A 22,799-nucleotide genomic window follows, 5' to 3' on the forward strand; every position below is an offset into this window, starting at 1 on the left:
CTCGGACGCGGCTCTGGCGGGGACACCATTATCGAAAACGATAGTACCGCGGGCAACACTGACGTTGCTCAATTCCTGTCCGGTGTGACAGCCGACCAGATATGGTTTCAACACGTCGGTAATAACTTGGAAGCCAGCATCATAGGTACGGGGGACAAGCTAGTGGTCAAGGACTGGTATCTCGGCAGTGCCAATCATGTCGAACAATTCAAGACCACTGATGGCGCAAAAACCCTTCTCGACAGCAACGTCGCGAATCTGGTGAACGCTATGGCCAGCTTTACCCCACCGGCTGCGGGGCAGACAACCTTGCCGACGAACTACCAGACCAATCTGGCTTCGGTGATCGCCGCAAACTGGCAGTAACCCCACTGGCCACCTCGCTTGCTGGCCATTCCCGACAGGGAAATGGACCAGCGAGTCTTCTTATTTCCTTGAACTGTTTATGTCAGAACCAGACTGCCCGCGCCTTGCCGCACCCGTTTCTGCTGAGTCGGGCAGCGGCCTCATCTGCCTCGTCATGTTGGCGCGCTTCCATCAGATCGCCGCCGAGCCTGACCAACTTGCGCACCAGTTCAGGGTGTCGGGCGAAAGCTTTGGCGAAACCGAAATTCTGCTCGCCGCCAAACACCTTGGCCTGCAGGCCAAGTCTGTCAAAACTACGTTCGACCGTCTGGATCGCACCCCGCTGCCTGCCATGGCGGTGGACAACAATGGCGGCTACTTCATTCTCGCGCGCTTCGATAACGACAAGGCACTGATCCACGATCCTCAGGCCGAGCGACCACAAGTCATTTCGCGTGACGAGCTGCTGGCGCGCTGGTCCGGTAAATTGATCCTGTTCACCTCGCGTGCCTCGCTGGTCGGCGAGATGGCGAAGTTCGATTTCTCCTGGTTCATCCCAGCCGTCGTCAAATACCGCAAGCTCCTCGGCGAAGTGCTGCTGGTGTCGTTCGTGCTCAACCTCTTTGCCCTGGTTACGCCGCTATTCTTCCAGGTGGTGATGGACAAGGTGCTGGTGCATCACGGCTTGACCACGCTGAATGTCATCGCCGTCGGCCTGCTGGTGGTATCGCTCTTCGAAGTCGTGCTATCGGGCCTCAGGACCTATGTCTTCGCCCATACCACCAGCCGCATCGACGTCGAACTTGGTGCGCGGCTGTTTCATCATTTGCTTCACCTGCCACTGGGCTACTTCCAGGCGAGAAGGGTCGGCGACTCGGTCGCCCGTGTGCGGGAGTTGGAGAACATCCGGTCTTTCCTCACCGGCAATTCGATTACTGTCGTGCTCGACGTGCTGTTCACAGTCGTATTCATCGGGGTGATGCTGTTTTATAGCGGCTGGCTTACTCTTGTGGTGCTGGCGTCCCTGCCACTGTATTTCGTGATTGCGCTACTGGTCACGCCGCTACTGCGCGCGCGGCTGCACGAGAAATTCAACCGCGGCGCCGAGAATCAGGCCTTCCTGGTCGAAACCGTGGCCGGCATCGATACGCTGAAGAGTATGGCGGTGGAACCGCAAATGCAGCGGCGCTGGGACGCCCAGTTGGCAAGCTATGTCTCGGCCGGGTTCAAGTCTGCGACGCTCGCCACCCTGGCGCACGAAAGCACCAACCTCATCGGCAAGCTCGTCACCGTGGGTACCCTCTGGCTGGGGGCCAAGCTGGTGATCGAAAGTCAGCTCACCGTGGGCCAGCTTATCGCCTTCAACATGCTGGCCGGCCGCGTGGCGCAGCCTATCATGCGGTTGGCGCAACTCTGGACCGACTTCCAGCAGACCGGCATATCGGTCCAGCGGCTGGGGGATATTCTCAACGCGCCCCCTGAAACGACGGGTAACAAGAGCAGCCTGCCGCCGATCGCCGGCCGCATCAGCTTCGATCAGGTCAGCTTCCGCTACCGCCCTGACACCCCCGAAGTACTCAAGGGCATCACTCTCGACATTCGGCCGGGCGAAGTCATCGGCATCGTCGGCCGCTCCGGCTCGGGTAAAAGCACGCTAACCAAGCTGATCCAGCGTCTGTATGTGCCCGAACGCGGCCGGGTACTGATAGACGGCCTGGATCTGACGCTGGCCGACGCCTCCAGCCTTAGGCGGCAGATCGGCGTAGTGTTGCAGGAGAACGTGCTGTTCAACCGCACCCTCAGGGAGAACATTGCGCTAGCGGATCCTGGCGCCCCGCTGGAGCAAGTCATCCAGGCCGCCAAGCTGGCCGGCGCGCACGAATTCATTCTGGAACTCCCAGAAGCCTACGACACCATGGTCGGCGAACACGGCTCGACACTGTCGGGCGGTCAGCGGCAACGCATTGCCATCGCCCGCGCCCTGATGACGCAGCCGCGCATTCTGATCTTCGACGAGGCAACCAGCGCGCTAGATTACGAATCCGAACGCATCATTCAGAACAACATGCAGGCCATCTGCAAGGGACGCACTGTGATCATCATCGCCCATCGCCTGTCTGCGGTACGTCATGCCAATCGCATCCTGGTAATGGATCACGGCCAGATTGTCGAGGCGGGAACGCACGCCGAACTGCTGCAACACGAGGCGGGGCATTATTCCCGCTTGCATCGCTTGCAGCACGCCTGAGGGCCCGCAACATGAAACGACACGCCCTCTCCGACCTCTTCAAACGCTACGGCAAAATTTTCCGCCATGCTTGGTCGCAGCGCAAAGAGACCGACGCCCCCTTACTCCACCCTCACGAAGCTCAGTTTCTGCCTGCTGCGCTCGCCCTGCGTGACACACCCGTGCACCCGGCGCCTCGGATCGCTCTGTGGCTAATCATGGGCTTCGCCCTAATCGCGCTGCTGTGGGCTGTGTTCGGCCGCATCGACGTGGTAGCCACCGCGATAGGCAAGATCATCCCCAACGACCGCACAAAGGTCATCCAGCCGATGGAAACCGCCGTGGTCAAGGCGATCCATGTGCGGGATGGACAGGAGGTCGAGGCAGGTCAGGTCCTGATCGACCTGGACGCGACGACCGCTGCTGCCGATACGGAGCGGTTGAGCAATGAAGCGCGGGACTCCCGGCTTGAAGCGTTGCGCGCGCAAGCTTTGCTGGCTGCTCTGGCGAATGGCACGCCGCCCCGGCTGAAGCCATTGGCGGGCGCTGACGCCGAGCATTTACTTGCCGAACAAAGCCAGGCTACGGGCCAGTATCAGGAATATCAGGCACGCCAGTTGCAACTGCAGGCCGAGCTTAACCGTCGCCGGGCGGAACTTGAGACCACCCAGGATCAGGTCGTCAAGCTGGAACAAACCGCCCCCATCGCCCGCCAGCGGGCCATGGATTATCAGAAGCTGGTGAAGGAGAACTTTGTCTCCCAGCACGGCTACCTAGAGCGCGAACAGGCACGCATCGAACAGGAACAGGACTTGGCGGCTAGCCGTTCCAAGGTAGCAGAAACTCGCGCGGCGCTGATGGAGGCGCAGCGGCAGCAGGCCACGCTCGCAGCGGAGACACGTCGCCAGCTGCTGGATCAGCTCAACTTGGCATCGCAGAAAGCCGCATCGCTCGAACAAGAATTGATCAAGGCGGAGCAGCGCAGCCGGCTGATGCGTTTGGCCGCACCCGTCGCCGGAACGGTGCAGCAACTGGCGGTCACGACTATTGGCGGCGTGGTGACCCCGGCCCAGCCGTTGATGGTGGTCGTGCCGAAAGACAATGTGCTCGAAGTCGAAGCCATGTTGCCGAACAAGGATATCGGTTTTGTGAACCCGGGGCAGGATGCGGAGGTGAAGGTGGAAACCTTTCCGTTTACCAAATATGGCACGTTGCATGGCACGGTCACCCAGGTGTCTTCCGATGCCATCCAGGATGAAAAGCTGGGGCTGATTTATTCGACCCGGGTGAAGCTTGCCAGGGACACCCTGCAAGTAGAAAACAAAACTGTGCGTTTGACACCGGGCATGGCGGTGACGGTCGAAGTTAAAACCGGCACACGGCGGGTGATCGAGTATTTCCTGAGCCCGCTGTTGCAGACGACAAGCGAGAGTTTGCGCGAGAGATGAGAGTTGTGCGTTATCGGGTTGCCAAACAATCCCGATTTTATTTACCCACGATTCAACCAAAAGGAGTGGAGCTACATGTCTGGTACGGGAGGTAGTGGCGGGGGCGTCCGGTGGGGCGTACTTTGCGTCCACTATGTGGCATCCGGACACGCCGCCACGACAAGATAGCCTGCTGCAGCCCTGAGGTAGACAGGCGGAGCGAACATTGGGCACTTACGGACCGGTTCGACGCGTCGCTCGACGCTATCGCCGCCAGCAGGCGGCGGATCGAAGACATAGAGAGCGGTGGCCGCCAAAAGTTAGGGTGGTTTGAGGGCGCGTTGGCCTATCCCTTAAAGGTGCAGCTTACCCACGCTTCCACGCCTTCGGGCTGCCGCCTTGGGCGTGTGTGGAGCGCCGACGCCGCGCGGCCTCTGGCTATGACACGAAGCTCGGGAGGCCGACAGCGAGGTGGCTCGACCGACTATATAACCGAACACAATAAACAACGTGCCTATATTGAAGGCCCCGACATATATTTGTCGAGAATTCCTAAAAATTGCGTGTTTGCAAAAACAATAGGTTGCGCCGCCCGACCTCGACAGACTTTATTCCTTCGTATCAGAAATCAAGGGGGAAATCAGCGTGCCGCTTCGACCTGATGCAGGCTCCGCGTTACCGAGAGCCAGGCGCCCAGCCAGCCGAACAGCGTGGTCAGCCCAAGCACCACGGCGATTTCGGCTCCGTCCGGCGGCAGCAGATGAAACGTCGATCCATAAAGGACAGCCAGATGCTCGACAGGTTCACGCAGGAGAATGCCCGCCACCGCCAGCACCCCGCCGGCTGCAAGTCCGCCGAACAAGCCCTGTAGTGCGCCCAGGTAGAGAAACGGGCGGCGGATATGGCGGTCGGTGGCGCCAATGAGTTGGCTGACCAGGATTTCGTCGCGCCGGGCCAGCACCTGGGCACGGATGGCGTTGCCCGAGATGGCGATCAGCGCGATGGCAAAGAGTCCAGCCAGCAGCCAGACTCCCGTACGGCCGATGGCGAGTGCGGCCTGCAGGCGCTCCGCCCATTGGCTGTCGAGATGGATTTCCGCTATTCCTGGCAGTTTGCGCAGGCTGTCGGAAATATGCACCAACGCATCGCGCGATGTGGCCTGGGGCCGTACGATCCAGGCATCCGGCAACGGGTTCTCCGTCAGGCCGGCCGTGATGTCGGCCAAGTCCTGCGAGGCGCTCAGGGTAGCCAGCGCCTCGTCCTTGGGCACGAAGCGGGCTTGGGCGATATCGGGCTGCTTGAGCCGCGCGGCGATAGCCTGTTTTTGTTCGGCGGACGCCCCGGCGTCGAGAAACAGGCTGATTTCCGGCTGCGCCGGCAATTCGCCTGCCACTCGGCTGAGATTCGACAACCCCAGATACAACCCGCTGGGCAGGCTGATCGCCACGCCCATGGCCAGGGCGGTCAGCAGCGTTGTGAATGCCTGGATGCGTAGCCGATGCAAGGCGGCGCCGAGCGCGTGTTTGTGGTGACGCATCCAGCCGCCTATCATGCCGCCCCCTCGCCGATCCTGCCGTGATCCAGGTGCAGCGTCCGTCCGCCCAGGGCCGTGATGGCGCGCTCGTCGTGGGTGGCGATCACCAGCGTGGTGCCGACCTGATGGAAATCGCGGAACATGGCCATGATGTCGGCCGCGTAGCCGGCGTCGAGGTTGCCGGTCGGTTCGTCGGCCAGCAACAGGGCGGGGCGGCTCACCAGCGCGCGGGCGATGCAGAGACGCTGCTGCTCGCCGCCCGAGAGACTGACGGGATTGGCCTTCTCGCGGTTGAGCAGGCCGACCTTGTCGATCACCGCACGGGCGCGCTTGAGCGACTCGCGGCGGTCGAAGCCGGCGATGTCGAGCGGTAGCACCACGTTGTCGATCACGCTGCGATCGAACAGCAGCTTGTGGTCCTGGAACACCAGGCCGATGTTGCGGCGCAGATAGGGCACTGCACGGCGCGACAGGCGGCTGACATTCTGGCCGCTAACCGACACTACCCCGCTGGTCGGGCGCTCGATCGCGGCGACGAGTTTCAGCAGCGTGCTCTTGCCGGCGCCGGAGTGTCCGGTGAGGAAGACCAGTTCGCCCTGCTCGATGGCGAGGCTGACGCCGGAGAGGGCTTCGTGCCCGCCGGGATAGCGCTTGGTGACCTGGCTGAAGCTGATCATGCAGCAAACACCGCCTCGACGAACTCGCGCGCATCAAAGGGGCGCAGGTCGTCGACGGTCTCGCCGACGCCGATGTAGCGCACCGGGATCGGCCGCGGGCGTGTCAAACAGGCGTGGGCGATGGCCGCGATGGCCCCCCCCTTGGCGGTACCGTCGAGCTTGGTCAGCGCGAGGCCCGTCACGCCGAGCGCATCGTCGAAGGCCTTGACCTGGGTGACGGCATTCTGGCCGGTATTGGCATCGAGTACCAGCAGCACTTCGTGCGGCGCACCGGGGATGGCCTTCTCGATCACGCGCTTGACCTTCCTGATCTCTTCCATCAGATGGAGTTGCGTCGGCAGACGGCCAGCGGTGTCGGCCAGCACCACGTCGATGTTGCGCGCGCGGGCGGCCTGGATGGCGTCGAAGATCACCGCGGCGGAATCGCCTTTTTCCTGGCTCACCACGGTCACATTGTTGCGCTCGCCCCAGACCTGCAGCTGCTCGCGCGCAGCGGCTCGGAAGGTATCGCCGGCCGCCAGCAGCACTGACAGACCCTGCGACTGGTACAGCTTGGCGAGCTTGCCGATGGTGGTGGTCTTGCCGGCGCCGTTGACGCCCGCCAGCATGAGGATGAAGGGCTTGTGCGGGGTGACGTCGAGCGGCGCTTGCAGCGGGGTCAGCAGGTCGACCAGCGCCTGCTTGAGGGCGGCCTGCAGGTCGGAGGCCTCGGTCAGGTTTTCGCGCCTGACCTTTTTTTGCAGGGTGTCGAGCAGGGCCTGGGTCGCGTCCACGCCGACATCGGCTGTGATCAGGATGGTCTCGAGTTCCTCGAACAGCTCGGCATCGATTTTGCGTCCGACACCGAACAGTCCGGCCAGCTGACCACCCAGCCGGTCGCGGGTTTTGGCGAGCCCCTGTTTCAGCCGCTGTGCCCAGCCGGGACGCGACTCGACTAGCGGGGGCGCGGGCTCGACCGGGGTGGCGGGCGTAGTCGGTTCGGAAGCGGGCGGTTTGGGCTTGAAGAAACTAAACACGGATAAAGGCAGTCAGCATAGCTGTTTGACGGACGCCTAATCTTATCATTCGGCTACGGCTTATCATTCGGACTCATTCAACAAGAGGTGGAAACATGCTCGGCATGCGGGGAATGCTGCTGGCACTGCTGATGGTGGGCAGTGCGCAGGCGGCGGTGACGGACGTCACACTGGACAATGGTCTGCGGGTGATCGTACAGGAAGATCACCGGGCACCGGTGATGGTGTCGCAGGTCTGGTATCGCGCCGGATCGATGGACGAATTCAACGGTACGACGGGCGTGGCGCATGTGCTAGAGCATATGATGTTCCGTGGCACGAAGACAGTGCCGCCGGGCGAGTTTTCCAAGCGCATTGCCGCCGCGGGCGGGCGCGAGAATGCCTTTACCAACCGCGACCACACGGCGTATTTCCAGCAGATGCAGAAAGACCGGCTGGAACTGGCGATGCAGCTGGAATCGGACCGCATGGCCAACCTCGTCATCCGCGATGACCTGTTCGCCAAGGAAATGCAGGTGGTGATGGAGGAACGCCGGCTGCGCACCGACGACCAGCCGCAGTCGGTGGTGTACGAACGCCTGATGGCGACGGCTTACCAGGAGAGTCCCTATCGCCGTCCCGTGATCGGCTGGATGGACGATCTCCAGCACATGACCGCACAGGACGCGCGCGACTGGTACGCCCGCTGGTATGTACCGAACAATGCGACCCTCGTCGTGGCCGGCGATGTGAAATCGGACGACGTCATCGCCATGGCGAAGCGGTATTTCGGCGTGATTCCCGCTCGTGCGTTGCCGGTGCGCAAGCCGCAGGACGAGCCTGCACAGATCGGCGAGAAGCGCGTCGTGGTCAAGGTGCCTGCGAAAGTCCCCTATCTGCTGATGACCTGGCATGCGCCGGTACTCCGGGACTGGGAAAAGGATACCGCGCCCTATGCACTGCAGATTCTCGCGGGCGTGCTCTCCGGGAATGACTCGGCGCGCCTGCAGAAATCGCTGGTCAAGACACAGCAGATCGCAGTGAGCACGAGTGCCGGCTACGACGCCGTTTCGCGCGGCCCGGGCATGTTCATGATCGACGCGACGCCTGCGCCGGGCAAGACGACGGACGAACTCGAAAAAGCCATACGCGGCCAGATCGAGCAGATCCAGCGCGATGGCGTCAGCGAAGCGGAACTTGCCCGGGTGAAGGCGCAGGTCATTGCGGCCGACGTGTTCCAGCGCGATTCGCTGTTTTTCCAGGCGATGCAGTTGGGCGAATACGTGACCGCGGGGCTGCCGCCCGAGGCGCTTGCGCACCGGGTCGAAAAGTTGCGTGCGGTGAGCGCCGGGGAGGTGCAGGCCGCCGCGAAGCAATGGCTGCAGGATGACCAGTTGAGCGTGGGCATACTCGACCCGCAAGCTTTGCAACCCCAGACGCGCCGCCCTGCGGTGCCGGGAGTCCGCCATGATTAAGACTTTCTGTGTCGCATTGCTGTTGTGCCTGCCCCTGTCGGCACAGGCTGCACTGGCCATCCAGCACTGGCACACGCCGCACGGCGCGCAAGTGATCTTCGTGGAAAGCCATGAACTGCCCATCCTCGATGTCTCGGTGGATTTTCCCGCAGGAAGCGCGCGCGACCCTGACGGTCAGGCAGGCCTTGCCCAGCTGACTCACATTCTCCTCGATCAAGGAGCCGGCGGCCTCAGCGATACGGCGATCGCCCATCGCCTGGCCGATGTGGGAGCCGTGCTGGGCGGCACGTTCGACCGCGATCGTGGAGGCGTCACGCTGCGTACCTTGTCGTCCCAGGCCGAGAAGGACGCTGCGCTCGATATCCTGGCGCGCGTGCTGCAACAGCCCGATTTCCCGCAGGCCGTGGTCAAGCGCGAGAAACAGCGGCTCATTGCCGGCATCCGCGAGGCGGAGGCCGACCCCGGCACCGTGGCCGACAAGGCGTTCTATCGTGCGCTCTACGGCACCCACCCCTACGCCCACGACGAATCGGGCGATCCGGCAGCGATCGCAAAACTGACGCGCGGAGACGTGCAGACGTTCTACCGTGCACACTACAGTGCACCCAATGCCGTGATTTCGCTGATGGGCGATATCTCCCGTGCCGAGGCCGAGGCCATCGCCGTCCGTCTGGCGGGTGGCCTGTCCAGTGCGGCGGCCGTCCCGGCGTTGCCGAAGCCTGAGCCGGCGAAGGCAAGCGAACAGCGGATCGCGTTTCCCTCCACGCAAAGCCATGTGTTGGTAGGCGCGGTGGGTGTGGCGCGTAACGCCCCCGATTTCTTTCCGCTATTTGTGGGCAACTATGTGCTGGGCGGCGGCGGCTTCGATTCGCGGCTGATGCGCGAAGTACGCGACAAGCGCGGCTATGCCTATAGTGCTTATAGTTATTTCATGCCGATGATGGAGGCCGGGCCATTCCAGCTTGGCCTGCAGACCAAGCTGGCGCAAACCGACGACGCGCTCAAGGTGGCGCGGACTACCCTGCGGCAATTCATGGCCGACGGCCCCAGCGAGGCGGAGCTGAAACAGGCCAAGGACAACCTCACCGGTGGATTTCCTTTGCGTATCGACAGCAACAAGAAGATTCTCGAATACCTGTCGCTGATCGGCTTCTACAAGTTGCCCCTGGATTATCTGGATACCTGGGTCGACAAGGTCAATGCGGTCGATGTGGCGACCGTGAAACAGGCATTTGCCCGCCACATCGACCCCGACAGGCTGGTGACGGTCATCGTGGGAGGAGAGCGTGCTCGCTAAGCGTGCCGCCCCCCAGCGAGCACATGGCGCGGCCAACCGGGTGCGCATCATCGGTGGACAATACCGTCGTCGCCTGCTCGATTTTCCCGATGGCGCGGGTTTGCGCCCGACGCCTGATCGCGTGCGCGAGACGTTGTTCAACTGGCTCGGCCAGGATCTGCCGGGATGGATTTGTCTGGATTTGTTCTCCGGCAGCGGCGCACTCGGTTTCGAGGCTGCTTCACGTGGCGCAGGCCGGGTCGTCATGATCGAACGCGATCTCAAAACGACCGCCGCACTGGAAAAGAACCGGACCGTGCTCGGGGCAAGCCAGGTCGACATCCTGCGTGCCGACGCGCTGGCGTGGCTGGCGAACAGCCACGAGGCGTTCGATCTGATTTTCGTCGACCCGCCCTTCGGCAGCGGGCTGGCCGAAAGCGTACTGGCCGATCTGGGACGCCATCTCAAGCCCGGCGGCCATGCCTATATCGAACAGGAGACGGCAGTCGTGGCGCCTCCGGGGTTTATCATCCACCGCAGCGGGCGCGCGGGGCGCTCGCATTTCGCGCTACTGATCAAGGAATGATGAATCCATGCGATCTGGTGCGGCGCGCGGTGCGGCTGTTTGACTGCGTCATCGTCGCGGTGGCCGAATCGCGCAACAAGCGGCCTTTCTTCACCATGGAGGAGCGGGTGGCGATGACGCGTGACGTGCTGGCCGACGTGCCGCAGGTGCGGGTCGAGGGATTTTCCGGCCTGCTGATCGATTTTGTCGCCGAACAGGGCGCGATCGCGGTGCTGCGGGGGCTGCGCGCGGCGTCCGACTTTGAATACGAATTCCAGCTGGCGGGCATGAACCGCAACCTCAAGCCCGACATCGAAACCCTGTTCCTCACGCCGTCGGATCAATACATGTTCATCTCAGCCAGCATGATCCGCGAGATCGCGCAGTTGGGTGGGGACGTGACACCCTTCGTCCACCCATTGGTGGCGCAGCGATTAAGTGAGAAAATAAGTAAAAACTGATATGACCCGGAGAATGACATGTCAATGATGATCACGGACGAATGCATCAATTGCGACGTCTGTTTGCCCGAATGCCCCAACGACGCCATTTCGCAGGGCGACGAGATTTACATCATCGATCCCAACAAGTGCACCGAATGTGTCGGCCATTTCGATACGCCGCAGTGCGTCGAGGTGTGTCCGGTCGATTGCATCCCGCTCAATCCGGATTACCCGGAAACCAAAGAGCAGCTGCAGGAGAAGTTTCTGCGCCTGACCGCCAGCAAGTAATCACTCAGGCCGTTTTGGCCAGAGCGGGTTTGTTGAGTTCATCCGCCAGGGCGTCGGCGATGCGCAGGTTGATACGTGCCAGGCTGTCCAGCTGGTCGCTCACGGTTCCAATCGAGGCTTCCAGTTCGGCAATGCGTTCGTCCAGCGTCTCGGTGGCGGTATGGATGCGGCTGACGCTTTCCAGGCGACGTTTCAGTTGGAGCTTGTGTTCGCGCACCTGAGTTTCCATGGGCGCAATCAGCGCCTTCAGCCAGGACTCGGTTTCGCTGTTGGCCAGTTCGAACACCTGGACCACCTTGCTCGCCAACGTCTCGAAGAAGCGCGCGGTCAGCTGGCTTTGCCCCACCGTCATCATCTTGAATACGGTATTGAAGCGCTCATCGAAAATGCGCTCCAGCCGTGCCATTTCCTTGCGATATTTGTGCAGGCTGTGATCCGGCGGGTTGACCGCCGCCAGACCGTGTTCGTCGCTGAATTTCTGATACATCGCCGTCATCATGGCGCGGATTTCCTTGATGGTCTCAGCCGACGCATCCAGGTTGCCGTCCACCTGGCGGAAAAAGCGACCCATCGCCTCACGCAGTCCTACGCTGAAATGGCTTTTTTCCATCGCCAGCCGGGTGAGGTGCACTTCCTGACGTAGCGCCTGCATCCCTAGCCGCTGCCTCAATGCCTCGACCTGCGTCGCGAATACATTGCGCAAGGCATTGAACTGCTCCAGGCCGCGCTCGAACTGCTGCTTGTCCTCGTTGGCCTTGACCATCATGTGCTGGATGACGTCGCGGTTCTTGCCGCGCAGCCCCTGCAGTTCGTCGACCTGATCCTGGATCGTGGCGAGCCGGGTTTCCAGCAGCTCGGTGGTCTTGATCACCACGTCTTCCACCGCAGCCTGCGACGATTCGCTGACCAGCGCCTGCTTGCAAGGGATGAGCTCCTGCGTCAGGGCCGCTTCCAACCCGGGCAGGCGGCTTCTTTCCAGCAGGGCGGAATCGCTCTTCACCTTGGCGACCAGCGCTTTCTGCGCCGATACCGGATAAACCTGGCCCGGAGGCAGATCGAGCAGCGCGGCGCTGCTGGCGACCTGCTTGGCGATTTCAGCGTCGATCTGCGCTTCCGTCTTCAGTTCGTCCCACAGACCGTCGATCTTGTTCAGCACCACCAGCCGTGCGCGGCTGGCGCCCTGCACCGGTGCAATGTACTGACGCCAGATCTCGATGTCCGACTTGGTGACGCCGGTATCGGCTGCCAGCAGGAACAGCACTGCATGGGCGTTGGGCAGCATGTTGAGCGTCAGTTCGGGTTCGGTGCCGATGGCATTCAGTCCCGGCGTGTCGAGGATGACCAGCCCCTGTTTCAGCAACGGGTGGGGGAAATTGATCAGCGCATGGCGCCAGCGGGGAATGGCAATGCTGCCGTCGCGCTCCAGGCTGCGCGCGGTTTCCTCATCGTTGGGATTGATCAGGCCGAACGCTTCGGCCGTGGTGGCATCGACATCGAGCGTATCGGCCAGCCGCATCAGCGTTGCGCTCATTTCCTCGGCAGAATCGAGGTTGAGCGGGAATTCGGTCCAGGCATCCGCGTTGCGTTTGAAGTCGGCAATGCTGCCCTCACGGGTCTTGGTGTCGATCGGTAGTAGACGTAGCGAAGGGCGATGCAGTGGATCGAAAAACAGTTCGGTGGGGCACATGGTCGTGCGCCCTGCGGACGACGGCAGCACACGCTGCCGATAATCCGAGAAGAAGATCGCGTTGATGAGTTCGGACTTGCCGCGTGAGAATTCGGCGACGAAGGCCACGTTCAACTTGTCCTCCTGCAGGCGGCCGAGCAGCTGGTTCAGCCGCATCTCGGATTCGGCATCGCTCAGTTCCTGGGCGTCGAGCCAGTCGCGCAACGCTTCGACGCGCACGTACACGGCTTCGCGCCAGTTACTGTAGTGCTCGAATTCGTCAACCAGGGTGGTGGATTGCATGGGGCCAGTCAGAGATAAGGCATTGTCATTTAACGACATATTAATGACAAAACTTGATTCTGTGCCGGCTGGATCAACGCTGGCAGCTGGGGCAGTAGAAGCTTGCGCGTTGACCTTGCACGATGCGCCGGATCGGGGTCGCGCATGTCTTGCACGGCAGGCCTTCGCGATCGTATACCCGTGTTTGCAGCTGGAAATAACCCAGTTCGCCGTCGCTCGCGACATAGTCGCGCAGCGAACTGCCGCCCGCAGCGATGGCGGCCGTCAGCACCTGTTTGATCGCGGCGACCAGCCGGGCGCAGGCAGGGCGGCTGAGACGGCGTGCAGCAGTCGCCGGGCGGAGGCCGGCATGGAACAGCGACTCGGAGGCGTAGATGTTGCCGACGCCGACCACCACCTGCGCATCCATGATGACCTGCTTGATCGCAGCGTTGCGGCGCTGACACTGCGCATGCAGATAGGCAGCGTCGAACGCCGGGGTCAGGGGCTCAGGTCCCAGATGGGCGAGCAACGGGTGCCGCGTCACGTCGTCGGTCCACAGCACGGCGCCGAAGCGGCGCGGGTCGCGCAATCGCAGTGTGCTGCCGTCGTCGAACAGCCAGTCGACGTGATCGTGCAGGGCGGCGGGCTCGTCCGGCCCGGCCAGGCGCAGGCTGCCCGACATGCCCAGGTGGACGATCTGGGTGACGGCCCCAAAATCGAACAGCAGGTATTTCCCGCGCCGGTCGAGCCATTTGAGTGTCAGCCCGCCCAGCCGTGTTTCCAGATCGGCCGGTACCGGCCAGCGCAGGCGCGGGTTGCGCACCACGATGCGCGTGAGCATGCGATGCTGCAAGCGGGGCAGCAATCCCAGGCGGGTGGTTTCGACTTCGGGTAATTCGGGCATGGCGCGGGCGGAGGAGGGTCGATGGAAAAGGGACGGAGCCGTTCGGGGAAGCACGACGCTCTGTGATGTTTTGTACCCGCAAATGGGAACTGAACCGATACACTGTCATTCTATATAACGCGCTTTTACCCCAGAACCCCCTTACTTTGAATGCACGATTTTCTCTGCTGCTGGTGATGTTGGTCAGCAGTGCGGCTTCGGCTGCGGATCCCTTCGGGGTGCTCGACCGGGTGCCACCGTCGCCGGTGGCCGAACTGCGCCCGGCGGCGGTATGCGACGCGGCCGTGCCGACTGGCCCGATTACGCTGGCGCGCGCGGTCGAGCGCGCCCTGTGCGCCAATCCGGCCACCCGCAGCGCCTGGCTCACGGCGCGGCTGCGCGCCGCCGAGCTGGGGCAGGCATACAGTGCCTATCTGCCCAGCCTGTCGATCAGCGGCAACGCGTCCCGTACCGGCGACCGCACGCTGCCGAACGATCGCAATGCCTGGCAACTCGGGCTGGACGCACAATACCTGCTGTACGACTTCGGTGGCCGTGCGGCCCAGCGTGATGCCGCCGAGGCGTTGCTGGCGGCGGCGCGTGCAAGCCAGGACGACAGTGTGCGCCAGCTCTATCTGCAGACGGTGACCGCCTATTTCAACCTGTTGACCGCACAGGGTGCGGTCAACGTCGCGCGCGAGGCCGAGGCCTCGGCGCTCGCCGCGTTCAAGGCCGCCACCGCACGGGTGGCGGCAGGGACGGCCATTCCATTCGACCGGCTGCAGGCGAAAACGGTGTATACCCAGCGCCAGATCGAGCGGATCCGTGCCGAAGGCGAGGCCGCGCGGATGCAAGGCGAACTGGCTGCACTGATGGGTGATACCCGGCAAGCCGGCTTCAGAGTCATCGACAGCGAGGCGGCATTCAGCCAGATGCCGGACCTGAGCGCGGCGGTGGATGGTTTGATCGAGGCCGCGCGCAACCGCCGGCCGGATCTGCGTGCGGCGGAGGCGACGGTGCTGGCGCAGCAGGCCGGTGTGCGAAGCGCCGAGGCCGCCGGCAAGCCCAGCCTCTCGGCTTTCTATGGGGCGCAACGGCAGGACAACGGGTCCCTGGCGGCGACCAGTTCCAGCGTGGGGATCAATCTGACCATTCCGCTCTTCACCGGTTACCGCAACACCTATCAGATCGCCGCGGCACAAACCCAGGCCGACCTGGCCGCGACGGAACGCGACCGTGTCGCCAACCAGGTCGCGCTGGATGTATGGCGTGCCTACTACAGCGTGAAGAGCGAGACCGAGGCGGACAGCCGCAGCGCCGATCTGGTGGAAAGCGCGGCTGCGGCCGAGAAGCTCGCGCTGGGGCGTTATCAGGCGGGGCTTGGCATCCTGCTCGATGTATTGAGCGCGCAGGCCAATCTGGCCCAGGCGCGGCAGACCCAGTTGCAGACACGGCTGGGCTTGCGGGTGGCGCGGGCGCAGCTGGCGCAGGCCATTGGGGATTTGAGCTGGGACTGGCTGGAACCGGCGCAGCAGGAAGGAAAGCGATGAGAAAAACAGGGATGCTTGTACTGCTGGTCATGGTGCTTGCGGCGGCGGCATGGTGGTGGAATGGCAAGAGCAAGCCAGCCGAACCGCAATACCGGACGGTGACGGTGGATCGTGGCGACATTGCAGCTGAAGTGTCGGCCAACGGCACGCTCAATCCGGTCACGCTGGTCAACGTGGGTACCCAGGTCTCGGGAACGGTGCGGCGCATCGATGCCGACTTCAATCAGCAGGTGAAAGCCGGGCAGGTGCTGGCCGAACTCGACCCGGCACTGTTCAAGGCAGCGCTGGCGCAAAGCACGGCCAACCTCGCCAACGCCCAGGCGCAGCTCGATCTCGCCGAGGCCAATGCGGTACGCATGCAGACGCTGTTCAAGCAGGAATATGTGTCGCAGCAGGAACTCGATCAGGCGCTGGCTGCCCGTGCACAGGCTGCGGCACAAGTGCGGCTGGCGCGCGCCCAGGTGACGCGCGACCAGACCAATCTCGGTTTCTCGATCATCCGTTCGCCGGTCGACGGCACCGTGATCAACCGCCAGGTCGACGTCGGCCAGACCGTGGCAGCGAGCTTCCAGACGCCGACGCTGTTCCAGATCGGCAAGGATCTGACGCAGATGCAGATCGATTCCACTGTGTCGGAAGCCGATATCGGGCAGATCAAGGTGGGGCAGCCGGTGAAGTTTCGCGTCGATGCGTTCCCCGATACCGAATACACCGGCGCGGTGAGGCAGGTACGGCTGAACGCCACGACCGCGCAGAACGTCGTGACCTACAACGTGGTGGTGAATGTCGCCAACCCGGACCTGGCGCTGATGCCAGGGATGACGGCAAACCTGCGCGTGCTGGTCGAGACCCGGCCGGACGTGCTGCGGGTGCCGACGACGGCGCTGCGCTTCCGCCCGCAGGCGGGCAGCGTCGTCGAGGGCGCTGGCAAGCAGCGTGGTTCGGCGGTATATCGGCTGGTCGACGGCAAGCCCGTACGGGTAGCGGTGAAGACCGGCATCAGCGACAAGGCCTACACGCAAATCGTCAGCGGAACGCTGAAAGCGGGCGATACGGTGATCGTGGCCGATCTGGCGGCCAAAAAAGAGAATGGCGGCATGTCGCGCGGACGCCTGTTCTGATGGCCGTTCCCGGCGCGCCGCTGATCGAGGTGACGAACCTCGAAAAGGACTACACGACTGGTGCCGGCGTGTTCCAGGCGCTGCGCGGCGTGAGCCTCGGCATTGCCGAGGGCGAGTTCGTCGCCATCATGGGCGCGTCGGGCTCAGGTAAAAGCACCTTCATGAATCTGCTCGGCTGCCTCGACCGGCCTACCCGCGGCAGTTACCACCTCGACGGACAGGATGTCGGCCGTCTGTCGTCGGATCAACTGGCGGCGTTGCGCAATCGTGAAATCGGTTTCGTGTTCCAGGGATTCAACCTGTTGCCCAAATTGACTGCGCTCGACAACGTTGCACTGCCGCTGATGTATGCCGGCATGGGGCGCGAGGCGCGCCGCCGGCAGGCGCAGGCGATGCTCGAGCGGGTGGGGCTGGGCGAGCGCTCGCATCACACGCCGCTGCAGCTGTCGGGTGGCCAGCAGCAGCGGGTGGCAATCGCCCGCGCGCTGGCTACGCGCCCGCGCATCATTTTTGCCGACGAGCCGACCGGCAATCTCGACAGCGAAACCAGCCGCCAGGTGATGGACCTGTTCAGCCGGCTCAACCGCGAAGAAGGCATCACGCTGGTACTGGTGACGCACGAAGCCGACATCGCCGCCTATGCGCGTCGATGCATCCGTTTCCAGGATGGCCGGGTGATCGAGGACGTGGTTCAGGCGGAGGTTGCCGCATGATTTTCACCAGCCTGCTCGAGACCGCCTGGCATGCGCTCACCACGCACCGCATGCGCAGCTTCCTCACCATGCTCGGCATGGTCATCGGCGTGGCGGCCGTCATTCTCATGCTGGCGATCGGCCAGGGTGCACAGGCGATGGTGCGCAGCTCGATCGAGTCGATGGGCAGCAATCTCTTCATCATCATGTCGGGCGCCGTCTCGTCGGGGGGCGCGCGGGTGGCGACCGGCGATGCGCCCTCGCTCACTTTCGACGATGCCGACGCCATCCGCGAGCTGCCCGACATCCTGGCGTCGGCGCCGGTGTCGCCCGGCGGCGCCCAGTTGATCTACGGCGGCGTGAACTGGAATACCTCGGTCTACGGTACGACGCCGGACTATGCCGTGGTGCGGAACTGGTCGATGGCGTCGGGCAGTTTCTTCAGCGACGCCGACGTGCGCAGGGGCGCGCGGGTGGCGGTCATCGGCGGCGTGGTGGCGCGCGAACTATTCGGCGACGAGGATCCCGTCGGCAAGATCATCCGTATCAAGCAGGCGCCGTTCGAGGTGATCGGCGTGCTGGCGTCAAAGGGACAGAGTCTCGATGGGCGCGACCAGGACGATACCGTGCTGGTGCCGATCAGCAGCGCCCAGCAAAAGATATTCAGCAACACTCTGCGCAACCGCGCCCGCTTCATCATGGTGCAGGCGGTGTCGGAAAAACGCATGGATGCCGCCGAAGCGTCCATCAACGAGCTGTTGCGCAGCCGGCATCGGATCGGATTGGGCCAGGATGACGACTTTACCGTGCGCAACCTGACGGCCCTCGCCGAGACCGCCGCCTCGACCACCCGCATCATGAGTCTGCTGCTTGGTGCGATCGCCGCCATCTCGCTGGTGGTGGGCGGTATCGGGATCATGAACATCATGCTGGTGTCGGTGACCGAACGGACTCGCGAGATCGGCATCCGCATGGCGATCGGCGCACGCCGCCGCGATGTGTTGTGGCAGTTCCTGATCGAGGCGCTGACCCTGTCACTCTTCGGCTGCGGAATTGGGCTGCTGTTCGGCATTGGCGGCGCCTGGCTGGTCGAACGGCTGGCCGGCTTGCCGGTAGCGGTCACGCCGGCCTCGGTGCTGATGGCGGTCGGCGTATCTTTCCTGATCGGCGTGTTTTTCGGCTTCTACCCGGCCAGACGCGCCGCAGGACTCGATCCCATCGACGCGCTGCGGTCGCAATAGGGGGCAAGGTTGAACCTTGCATACAGGCGAGCCTCGAACGCTTAGAATCGTGACAAGCAATCGATCAACAAGGCATAACATGGCATTCCTCAAGACTTTTCCTCTCTACGCAATGCTGGCGCTCGTGACCGCGTGCAGCCAGCTTGGCGTCAAGTCGCCGCCGCCTGTCGCGGTGGAATCCCAGCCCCAGCCGCCTGCCGAAGCGGTGGCTGAGCCTGCAGTCGACCCGGCGGCGGAGGCTGCGGCCAAGGCGCAAGCCGCATTGCCCAAGCAGCCGCTTACGCCGGACATCCTGTTCAAGTTCCTGGTGGCGGAAGTGGCCGGACAGCGTGGCCAGATCGGCGTCGCCCAGTCGACTTATCTCGATCTCGCGCGGGAGACGCACGATCCCCGTATCGCCCGCCGGGCCGCCGAGGTTTCGATGTTCGCCCGCAACCCGGCCGGCGCGCTGGAGGCCACGCGGCTGTGGATGGCGGCCGAACCGGATTCGGAGCCTGCCCAGCAGACGATGGCGGTGCTGCTGCTGAATGAGGGTAAATTCGACGAGGCCGAGCCCATTCTGCGGGTCCTGCTGAAGAAGGATCCTGCGAATGGCTTTCTGCATCTGACCTCCGTGATGGGGAAAACGCGTGGCTCGCCGGCCGGTCTGGAACTGGTCGAAGGGCTGGCTGCGGGCTATCCGGCCTTGCCGGAAGCGCGTTTTGCCGTGGCCCAGGCCGCGGCCAGCGTCGGACGTAACGAGGCGGCGGTCGCCGCTTTGCAGAAGGCCGATGACCTGCGTCCCGGCTGGGAGCCAGCCGCTTTGCTGCGGGCCCAGATACTCGACCAGACATCGCATGCCGACGCGCTCGCGTTCATGCGGACGTTTCTGGCTGCACATGCCGATGCCCGCGAGGTTCGGCTGGCTTACGCGCGCGTCCTTGTCAGCGCCAACCATTTCGACGAGGCGCGCGCCGAATTCACCCGGCTGACCCGGGATTTTCCGCGCAATGCCGAAGTGAGTTTCGCTGCGGGCCTGTTGTCCCTGCAAATGGGCGATGCCAAGACAGCCCACGATTTCCTGGCGAAAACCCTGGAATACAACCCGCGCGATCCGAATGCCGTGTACTACTACCTGGGACAGGCAGCCGAACAGATGAAACAGCCGGAAGCGGCCGGTGCCTACTACGCCGGGGTCAAGGCCGGTAATTATCTGGTTCCGGCGCGTGCACGTCAGGCCGTGCTGCTGGTCGGGGCCGGCCGGCCGGATGAGGCGATCGCTCTGTTGAAAGCCACCCAGGGCGAGAACGATGCGCAGAATGTGCGGTTGATTCAGGCCCAGGCCGAAGTGTTGCGCGGCAGCAAGCAGTACGCGGCGATCTATGAGGTGCTGTCGGAGGGACTCAAGCGTTACCCCGACTCGGCAGATCTGCTGTACGACCATGCCATGGCGGCCGAGAAACTCGACAAGCTCGATGTGCTGGAGGCGGATTTGCGCCGCGTGATCGTGCTGCGTCCCATGGATGCACAAGCCTATAACGCGCTGGGCTACACGCTGGCTGACCGCACCAAGCGTCTTTCCGAAGCCCTCACCCTTCTCGACAAGGCATTGACCCTGTCGCCGGACGATCCTTTCATCCTCGACAGCGTGGGCTGGGCACAGTACCGTTCAGGCAACCTGGCGCGCGCGCAGGAATATCTCGAACGTGCCTTCAAGGCGCGCCCCGACCCCGAAATCGCCGCTCACCTGGGCGAAGTCCTGTGGGCGCGCGGCCAGCGTGACGAAGCGGGCAAGCTATGGCAAAGCAGCCTGCAAAGCCACCCGCAAAACGAATTGTTGCTGGAAACGCTACGCCGTCTCAAGCCTTGATGCGCGCCGCCTCTACAACAGCGCTCCTGGCGCTGCTACTGGGCGGTTGTGCATCGGCTCCCCCCGTGCCTCCGGTCGTCGAGATGCCAGCCCAGTCTGCCAACTGGACCCTGCAGGGCCGCATCGGCGTGCAGGGCGACGAGCAGAATCTGTCGGGCCAGATCCACTGGCAGCATCGGGCAGACCGGGACGAGTTGCTGATGACGTCGCCCCTGGGGCAGGGGGTGGCGCGCATCGTGCGCGACGGCGACGGCGTGACGCTCGAAATCCCCAATCAGCCTACGCGACACGCCCGCGATGCCGACACCTTGACGCGCGAGGCGCTCGGTTATGTGTTGCCGGTCACGGGGCTGACCTGGTGGGTGCAGGCGCGCCCGGCCCCGGACAGCGCCTTCGAGGCCACGCGCGATGCCTCGGGCCGTCTTGCGCAACTCAAGCAGGATGGCTGGACGATCGATTATCTCCAATATGTCGCCGATGCGTCTGCGCGTCCGCGCAAACTGGTAGTGAAGCGAGAAGGCCTGGAAATCCGGCTGGTAGCTGACAGTTGGCAAAGCGAATGAGCAGCCACGCCTATCCCGCCCCAGCCAAACTGAATCTGTTCCTGCATGTCGTCGGCCGGCGTGCCGATGGCTACCACCTGCTGCAGAGCGTGTTTCGGCTGATCAACCACGGCGACACCGTACATCTCGAATTGCGCGATGATGACCGGATCGTGCGTGAAGGTGATCTTCCCGGTGTGTCCGAGGACGATGACCTGACCGTTCGTGCGGCGCGCCTATTGCAGGCCTACGCACCTGCCGGAGTGGGTGTGAGCATCCGGCTGGATAAAAATCTGCCGCTTGGCGGCGGCCTGGGCGGCGGCAGTTCGGACGCCGCCACGGTCCTGCTGGCGCTCAATCGTCTGTGGCAGGTCGATCTGCCGCGCAAGACGCTCCAGGAGCTGGCGTTGCGACTGGGGGCCGACGTGCCCGTGTTCGTGTTCGGGCAGACCGCATTTGCCGAAGGTGTCGGCGAAATCCTGCATGCGGTGAGCGCCCCCCCGGCCTGGTATGTGGTGCTGATGCCGCCGGTGCAGGTGCCGACCGCAGCAATTTTTGCCGTGCCGGAATTGACACGCAACACGCCACCCCTCAAAATAGCGCCCTTTTCCGCAGGCATGGGTCGTAACGACCTGCAGTCCGTGGTGGTCAGTCGATACCCCGAAGTCGCGCGTCATCTCGAATGGCTGGCGAATTTCGGCGAGGCGCGAATGACCGGTTCGGGGGCCTGCGTGTTTGCATCGTTCGGGACGGAAGAAGCGGCGCGCGGCGTGTTGCGCCGGCTGCCCGAAACGATGCAGGGTTTTGTGGCGCAGGGGCTCGACCGGCATCCGCTGTACGAGTACTGCGACTGAGCAGCACCCGATTTTTATTGGGGAGTCGCCAAGTGGTAAGGCATCGGATTTTGATTCCGACATTCGTAGGTTCGATCCCTACCTCCCCAGCCAGTTAAGCGAACAGCCGCCGGTGGCGGCTGTTTTTGTTGTTGTGTCGGACCAGCCAAATCGCCGGAGACTCGTGTGTCCATAGACAACCTGATGGTGTTCAGCGGAAATGCCAACCCACGTCTTGCCAGCGACGTGGTGCGCCACTTGAACATTCATCTCGGCCGTGCCACGGTGTCGCGGTTTTCCGATGGCGAGGTGATGGTCGAGATCCTGGAGAACGTGCGCGGCAAGGACGTGTTCGTGCTGCAGTCGACCTGCCAGCCGACCAACGACACCCTGATGGAAGTCATGGTGATGGTCGATGCGCTGAAACGCGCCTCGGCCGCCCGCATCACCGCGGCGATCCCGTATTACGGCTATGCGCGCCAGGACCGGCGCACCCGTTCGGCCCGGGTGGCGATCACCGCCAAGGTGGTGGCCAACATGCTGCAGGGCGTGGGAATCGACCGCTTGCTGACGATGGATCTGCATTCGGACCAGATCCAGGGGTTTTTCGATATTCCGGTCGACAACATCTATTCCAGTCCAATCCTGCTGGGCGATATCTGGAAGCGTAACCACCCGAACCTGATGGTGGTATCGCCTGATGTAGGCGGGGTGGTGCGGGCACGGGCGATTGCCAAGCGGCTGGAATGCGACCTGGCGATCATCGACAAGCGCCGTCCCAAGCCAAACGTGGCGAAGGTGATGCACATCATCGGCGACGTCAAGGATCGGACCTGCATCATCATGGATGACATGGTCGATACGGCCAATACGCTGTGCGAAGCG

The 22,799-nt window shown here is 63.2% G+C and carries 21 protein-coding genes and 1 tRNA gene; 17 read left to right on the forward strand and 5 right to left on the reverse strand.

The window, feature by feature from the left end; translation table 11 throughout:
* The 3 genes from ABT23_RS13795 to ABT23_RS13805 form a co-directional block, all read left to right on the forward strand.
* On the forward strand, positions 1 to 366 hold a 366-nt coding region (locus ABT23_RS13795), incomplete at its 5' end, for a calcium-binding protein (RefSeq protein WP_296636479.1).
* Positions 367 to 445: 79 nt separating this feature from the next.
* Positions 446 to 2,593 (forward strand): type I secretion system permease/ATPase, encoded by a 2,148-nt coding sequence (locus ABT23_RS13800; protein ID WP_296636480.1) that lies wholly within the window; start codon positions 446 to 448, stop codon positions 2,591 to 2,593.
* A gap of 11 nt (positions 2,594 to 2,604) precedes the next feature.
* Positions 2,605 to 4,020, forward strand: a complete 1,416-nt coding sequence (locus ABT23_RS13805; protein WP_296636484.1) for an HlyD family type I secretion periplasmic adaptor subunit — start codon at positions 2,605 to 2,607, stop codon at positions 4,018 to 4,020.
* Between the two features lie 619 nt (positions 4,021 to 4,639).
* Here the strand turns inward: ABT23_RS13805 and ftsX are convergent.
* Genes ftsX through ftsY form a run of 3 tightly spaced genes read right to left on the reverse strand, consistent with a single transcriptional unit; the run spans position 4,640 to position 7,226 of the window.
* Positions 4,640 to 5,536 carry a permease-like cell division protein FtsX gene (gene ftsX / locus ABT23_RS13810; protein ID WP_296636486.1) on the reverse strand — a complete coding sequence of 299 codons (897 nt, stop codon included), beginning with the start codon at positions 5,534 to 5,536 and terminating at the stop codon, positions 4,640 to 4,642.
* 11 nt (positions 5,537 to 5,547) lie between these two features.
* Positions 5,548 to 6,210, reverse strand: coding sequence for a cell division ATP-binding protein FtsE (gene ftsE, locus ABT23_RS13815; protein ID WP_296636489.1), 663 nt, complete (start codon positions 6,208 to 6,210; stop codon positions 5,548 to 5,550).
* Entirely contained in the window at positions 6,207 to 7,226 is a 1,020-nt protein-coding gene (gene ftsY, locus ABT23_RS13820) for a signal recognition particle-docking protein FtsY (RefSeq protein WP_296636491.1), read from the reverse strand. Before ftsY ends, ftsE begins: the two co-directional genes overlap by 4 nt.
* Positions 7,227 to 7,321: 95 nt before the next feature.
* Here ftsY and ABT23_RS13825 point away from each other — a divergent pair, with 95 nt between their 5' ends.
* From ABT23_RS13825 to ABT23_RS13845, 5 genes are read left to right on the forward strand one after another with little or no spacing between them, the layout of a single operon-like run.
* Positions 7,322 to 8,680 carry a pitrilysin family protein gene (locus ABT23_RS13825; protein ID WP_296636494.1) on the forward strand — a complete coding sequence of 453 codons (1,359 nt, stop codon included), beginning with the start codon at positions 7,322 to 7,324 and terminating at the stop codon, positions 8,678 to 8,680.
* Positions 8,673 to 9,977, forward strand: coding sequence for a pitrilysin family protein (locus ABT23_RS13830; protein ID WP_296636496.1), 1,305 nt, complete (start codon positions 8,673 to 8,675; stop codon positions 9,975 to 9,977). The genes ABT23_RS13825 and ABT23_RS13830 overlap by 8 nt, the downstream gene beginning before the upstream one ends.
* Entirely contained in the window at positions 9,967 to 10,542 is a 576-nt protein-coding gene (gene rsmD, locus ABT23_RS13835) for a 16S rRNA (guanine(966)-N(2))-methyltransferase RsmD (protein WP_296636499.1), read from the forward strand. Before ABT23_RS13830 ends, rsmD begins: the two co-directional genes overlap by 11 nt.
* On the forward strand, positions 10,539 to 10,982 hold the full coding sequence (coaD, locus tag ABT23_RS13840; protein ID WP_296636503.1) for a pantetheine-phosphate adenylyltransferase: 444 nt from the start codon (positions 10,539 to 10,541) through the stop codon (positions 10,980 to 10,982). Before rsmD ends, coaD begins: the two co-directional genes overlap by 4 nt.
* Before the next feature lie 18 nt (positions 10,983 to 11,000).
* Positions 11,001 to 11,252: a YfhL family 4Fe-4S dicluster ferredoxin gene (locus tag ABT23_RS13845; RefSeq protein ID WP_026240896.1), complete on the forward strand. Its 252-nt coding sequence runs from the start codon at positions 11,001 to 11,003 to the stop codon at positions 11,250 to 11,252.
* 4 nt (positions 11,253 to 11,256) lie between these two features.
* Here ABT23_RS13845 and ABT23_RS13850 read toward each other — a convergent pair whose 3' ends face one another.
* The gene (locus ABT23_RS13850) at positions 11,257 to 13,221 is read right to left on the reverse strand and encodes a dynamin family protein (RefSeq protein WP_296636506.1); all 1,965 of its coding nucleotides are present in this window, start codon (positions 13,219 to 13,221) and stop codon (positions 11,257 to 11,259) included.
* Between the two features lie 73 nt (positions 13,222 to 13,294).
* Positions 13,295 to 14,107: a bifunctional DNA-formamidopyrimidine glycosylase/DNA-(apurinic or apyrimidinic site) lyase gene (mutM, locus tag ABT23_RS13855; RefSeq protein WP_296636509.1), complete on the reverse strand. Its 813-nt coding sequence runs from the start codon at positions 14,105 to 14,107 to the stop codon at positions 13,295 to 13,297.
* Between the two features lie 146 nt (positions 14,108 to 14,253).
* On the opposite strand from mutM, the gene ABT23_RS13860 reads away from it, so the two are divergent.
* The 9 genes from ABT23_RS13860 to ABT23_RS13900 form a co-directional block, all read left to right on the forward strand.
* On the forward strand, positions 14,254 to 15,636 hold the full coding sequence (locus ABT23_RS13860; RefSeq protein ID WP_296636512.1) for a TolC family protein: 1,383 nt from the start codon (positions 14,254 to 14,256) through the stop codon (positions 15,634 to 15,636).
* Positions 15,637 to 15,647: 11 nt separating this feature from the next.
* A complete protein-coding gene (locus ABT23_RS13865) occupies positions 15,648 to 16,757 on the forward strand; it encodes an efflux RND transporter periplasmic adaptor subunit (RefSeq protein WP_296636515.1) in 1,110 nt (369 codons plus the stop codon).
* Complete coding sequence (locus ABT23_RS13870) at positions 16,757 to 17,470, forward strand: ABC transporter ATP-binding protein (RefSeq protein ID WP_296636518.1); 714 nt, start codon at positions 16,757 to 16,759, stop codon at positions 17,468 to 17,470. The genes ABT23_RS13865 and ABT23_RS13870 overlap by 1 nt, the downstream gene beginning before the upstream one ends.
* Positions 17,467 to 18,690 carry an ABC transporter permease gene (locus ABT23_RS13875; RefSeq protein ID WP_296636522.1) on the forward strand — a complete coding sequence of 408 codons (1,224 nt, stop codon included), beginning with the start codon at positions 17,467 to 17,469 and terminating at the stop codon, positions 18,688 to 18,690. The genes ABT23_RS13870 and ABT23_RS13875 overlap by 4 nt, the downstream gene beginning before the upstream one ends.
* A 79-nt stretch (positions 18,691 to 18,769) precedes the next feature.
* Entirely contained in the window at positions 18,770 to 20,539 is a 1,770-nt protein-coding gene (locus ABT23_RS13880; protein ID WP_296636525.1) for a tetratricopeptide repeat protein, read from the forward strand.
* Between the two features lie 83 nt (positions 20,540 to 20,622).
* Positions 20,623 to 21,102 carry a lipoprotein insertase outer membrane protein LolB gene (gene lolB, locus ABT23_RS13885; RefSeq protein ID WP_296636527.1) on the forward strand — a complete coding sequence of 160 codons (480 nt, stop codon included), beginning with the start codon at positions 20,623 to 20,625 and terminating at the stop codon, positions 21,100 to 21,102.
* A complete protein-coding gene (gene ispE / locus ABT23_RS13890) occupies positions 21,099 to 21,935 on the forward strand; it encodes a 4-(cytidine 5'-diphospho)-2-C-methyl-D-erythritol kinase (protein WP_296636532.1) in 837 nt (278 codons plus the stop codon). The genes lolB and ispE overlap by 4 nt, the downstream gene beginning before the upstream one ends.
* Positions 21,936 to 21,953: 18 nt before the next feature.
* A tRNA-Gln gene (locus tag ABT23_RS13895) sits at positions 21,954 to 22,028 on the forward strand.
* A 72-nt stretch (positions 22,029 to 22,100) separates the two neighbouring features.
* The coding region (locus ABT23_RS13900) for a ribose-phosphate pyrophosphokinase (protein ID WP_296636534.1) at positions 22,101 to 22,799 on the forward strand (699 nt) is incomplete at its 3' end.

The sequence above is a fragment of the Thiobacillus sp. SCN 63-57 genome (assembly GCF_001725555.1).
Lineage (GTDB): Bacteria > Pseudomonadota > Gammaproteobacteria > Burkholderiales > Thiobacillaceae > Thiobacillus.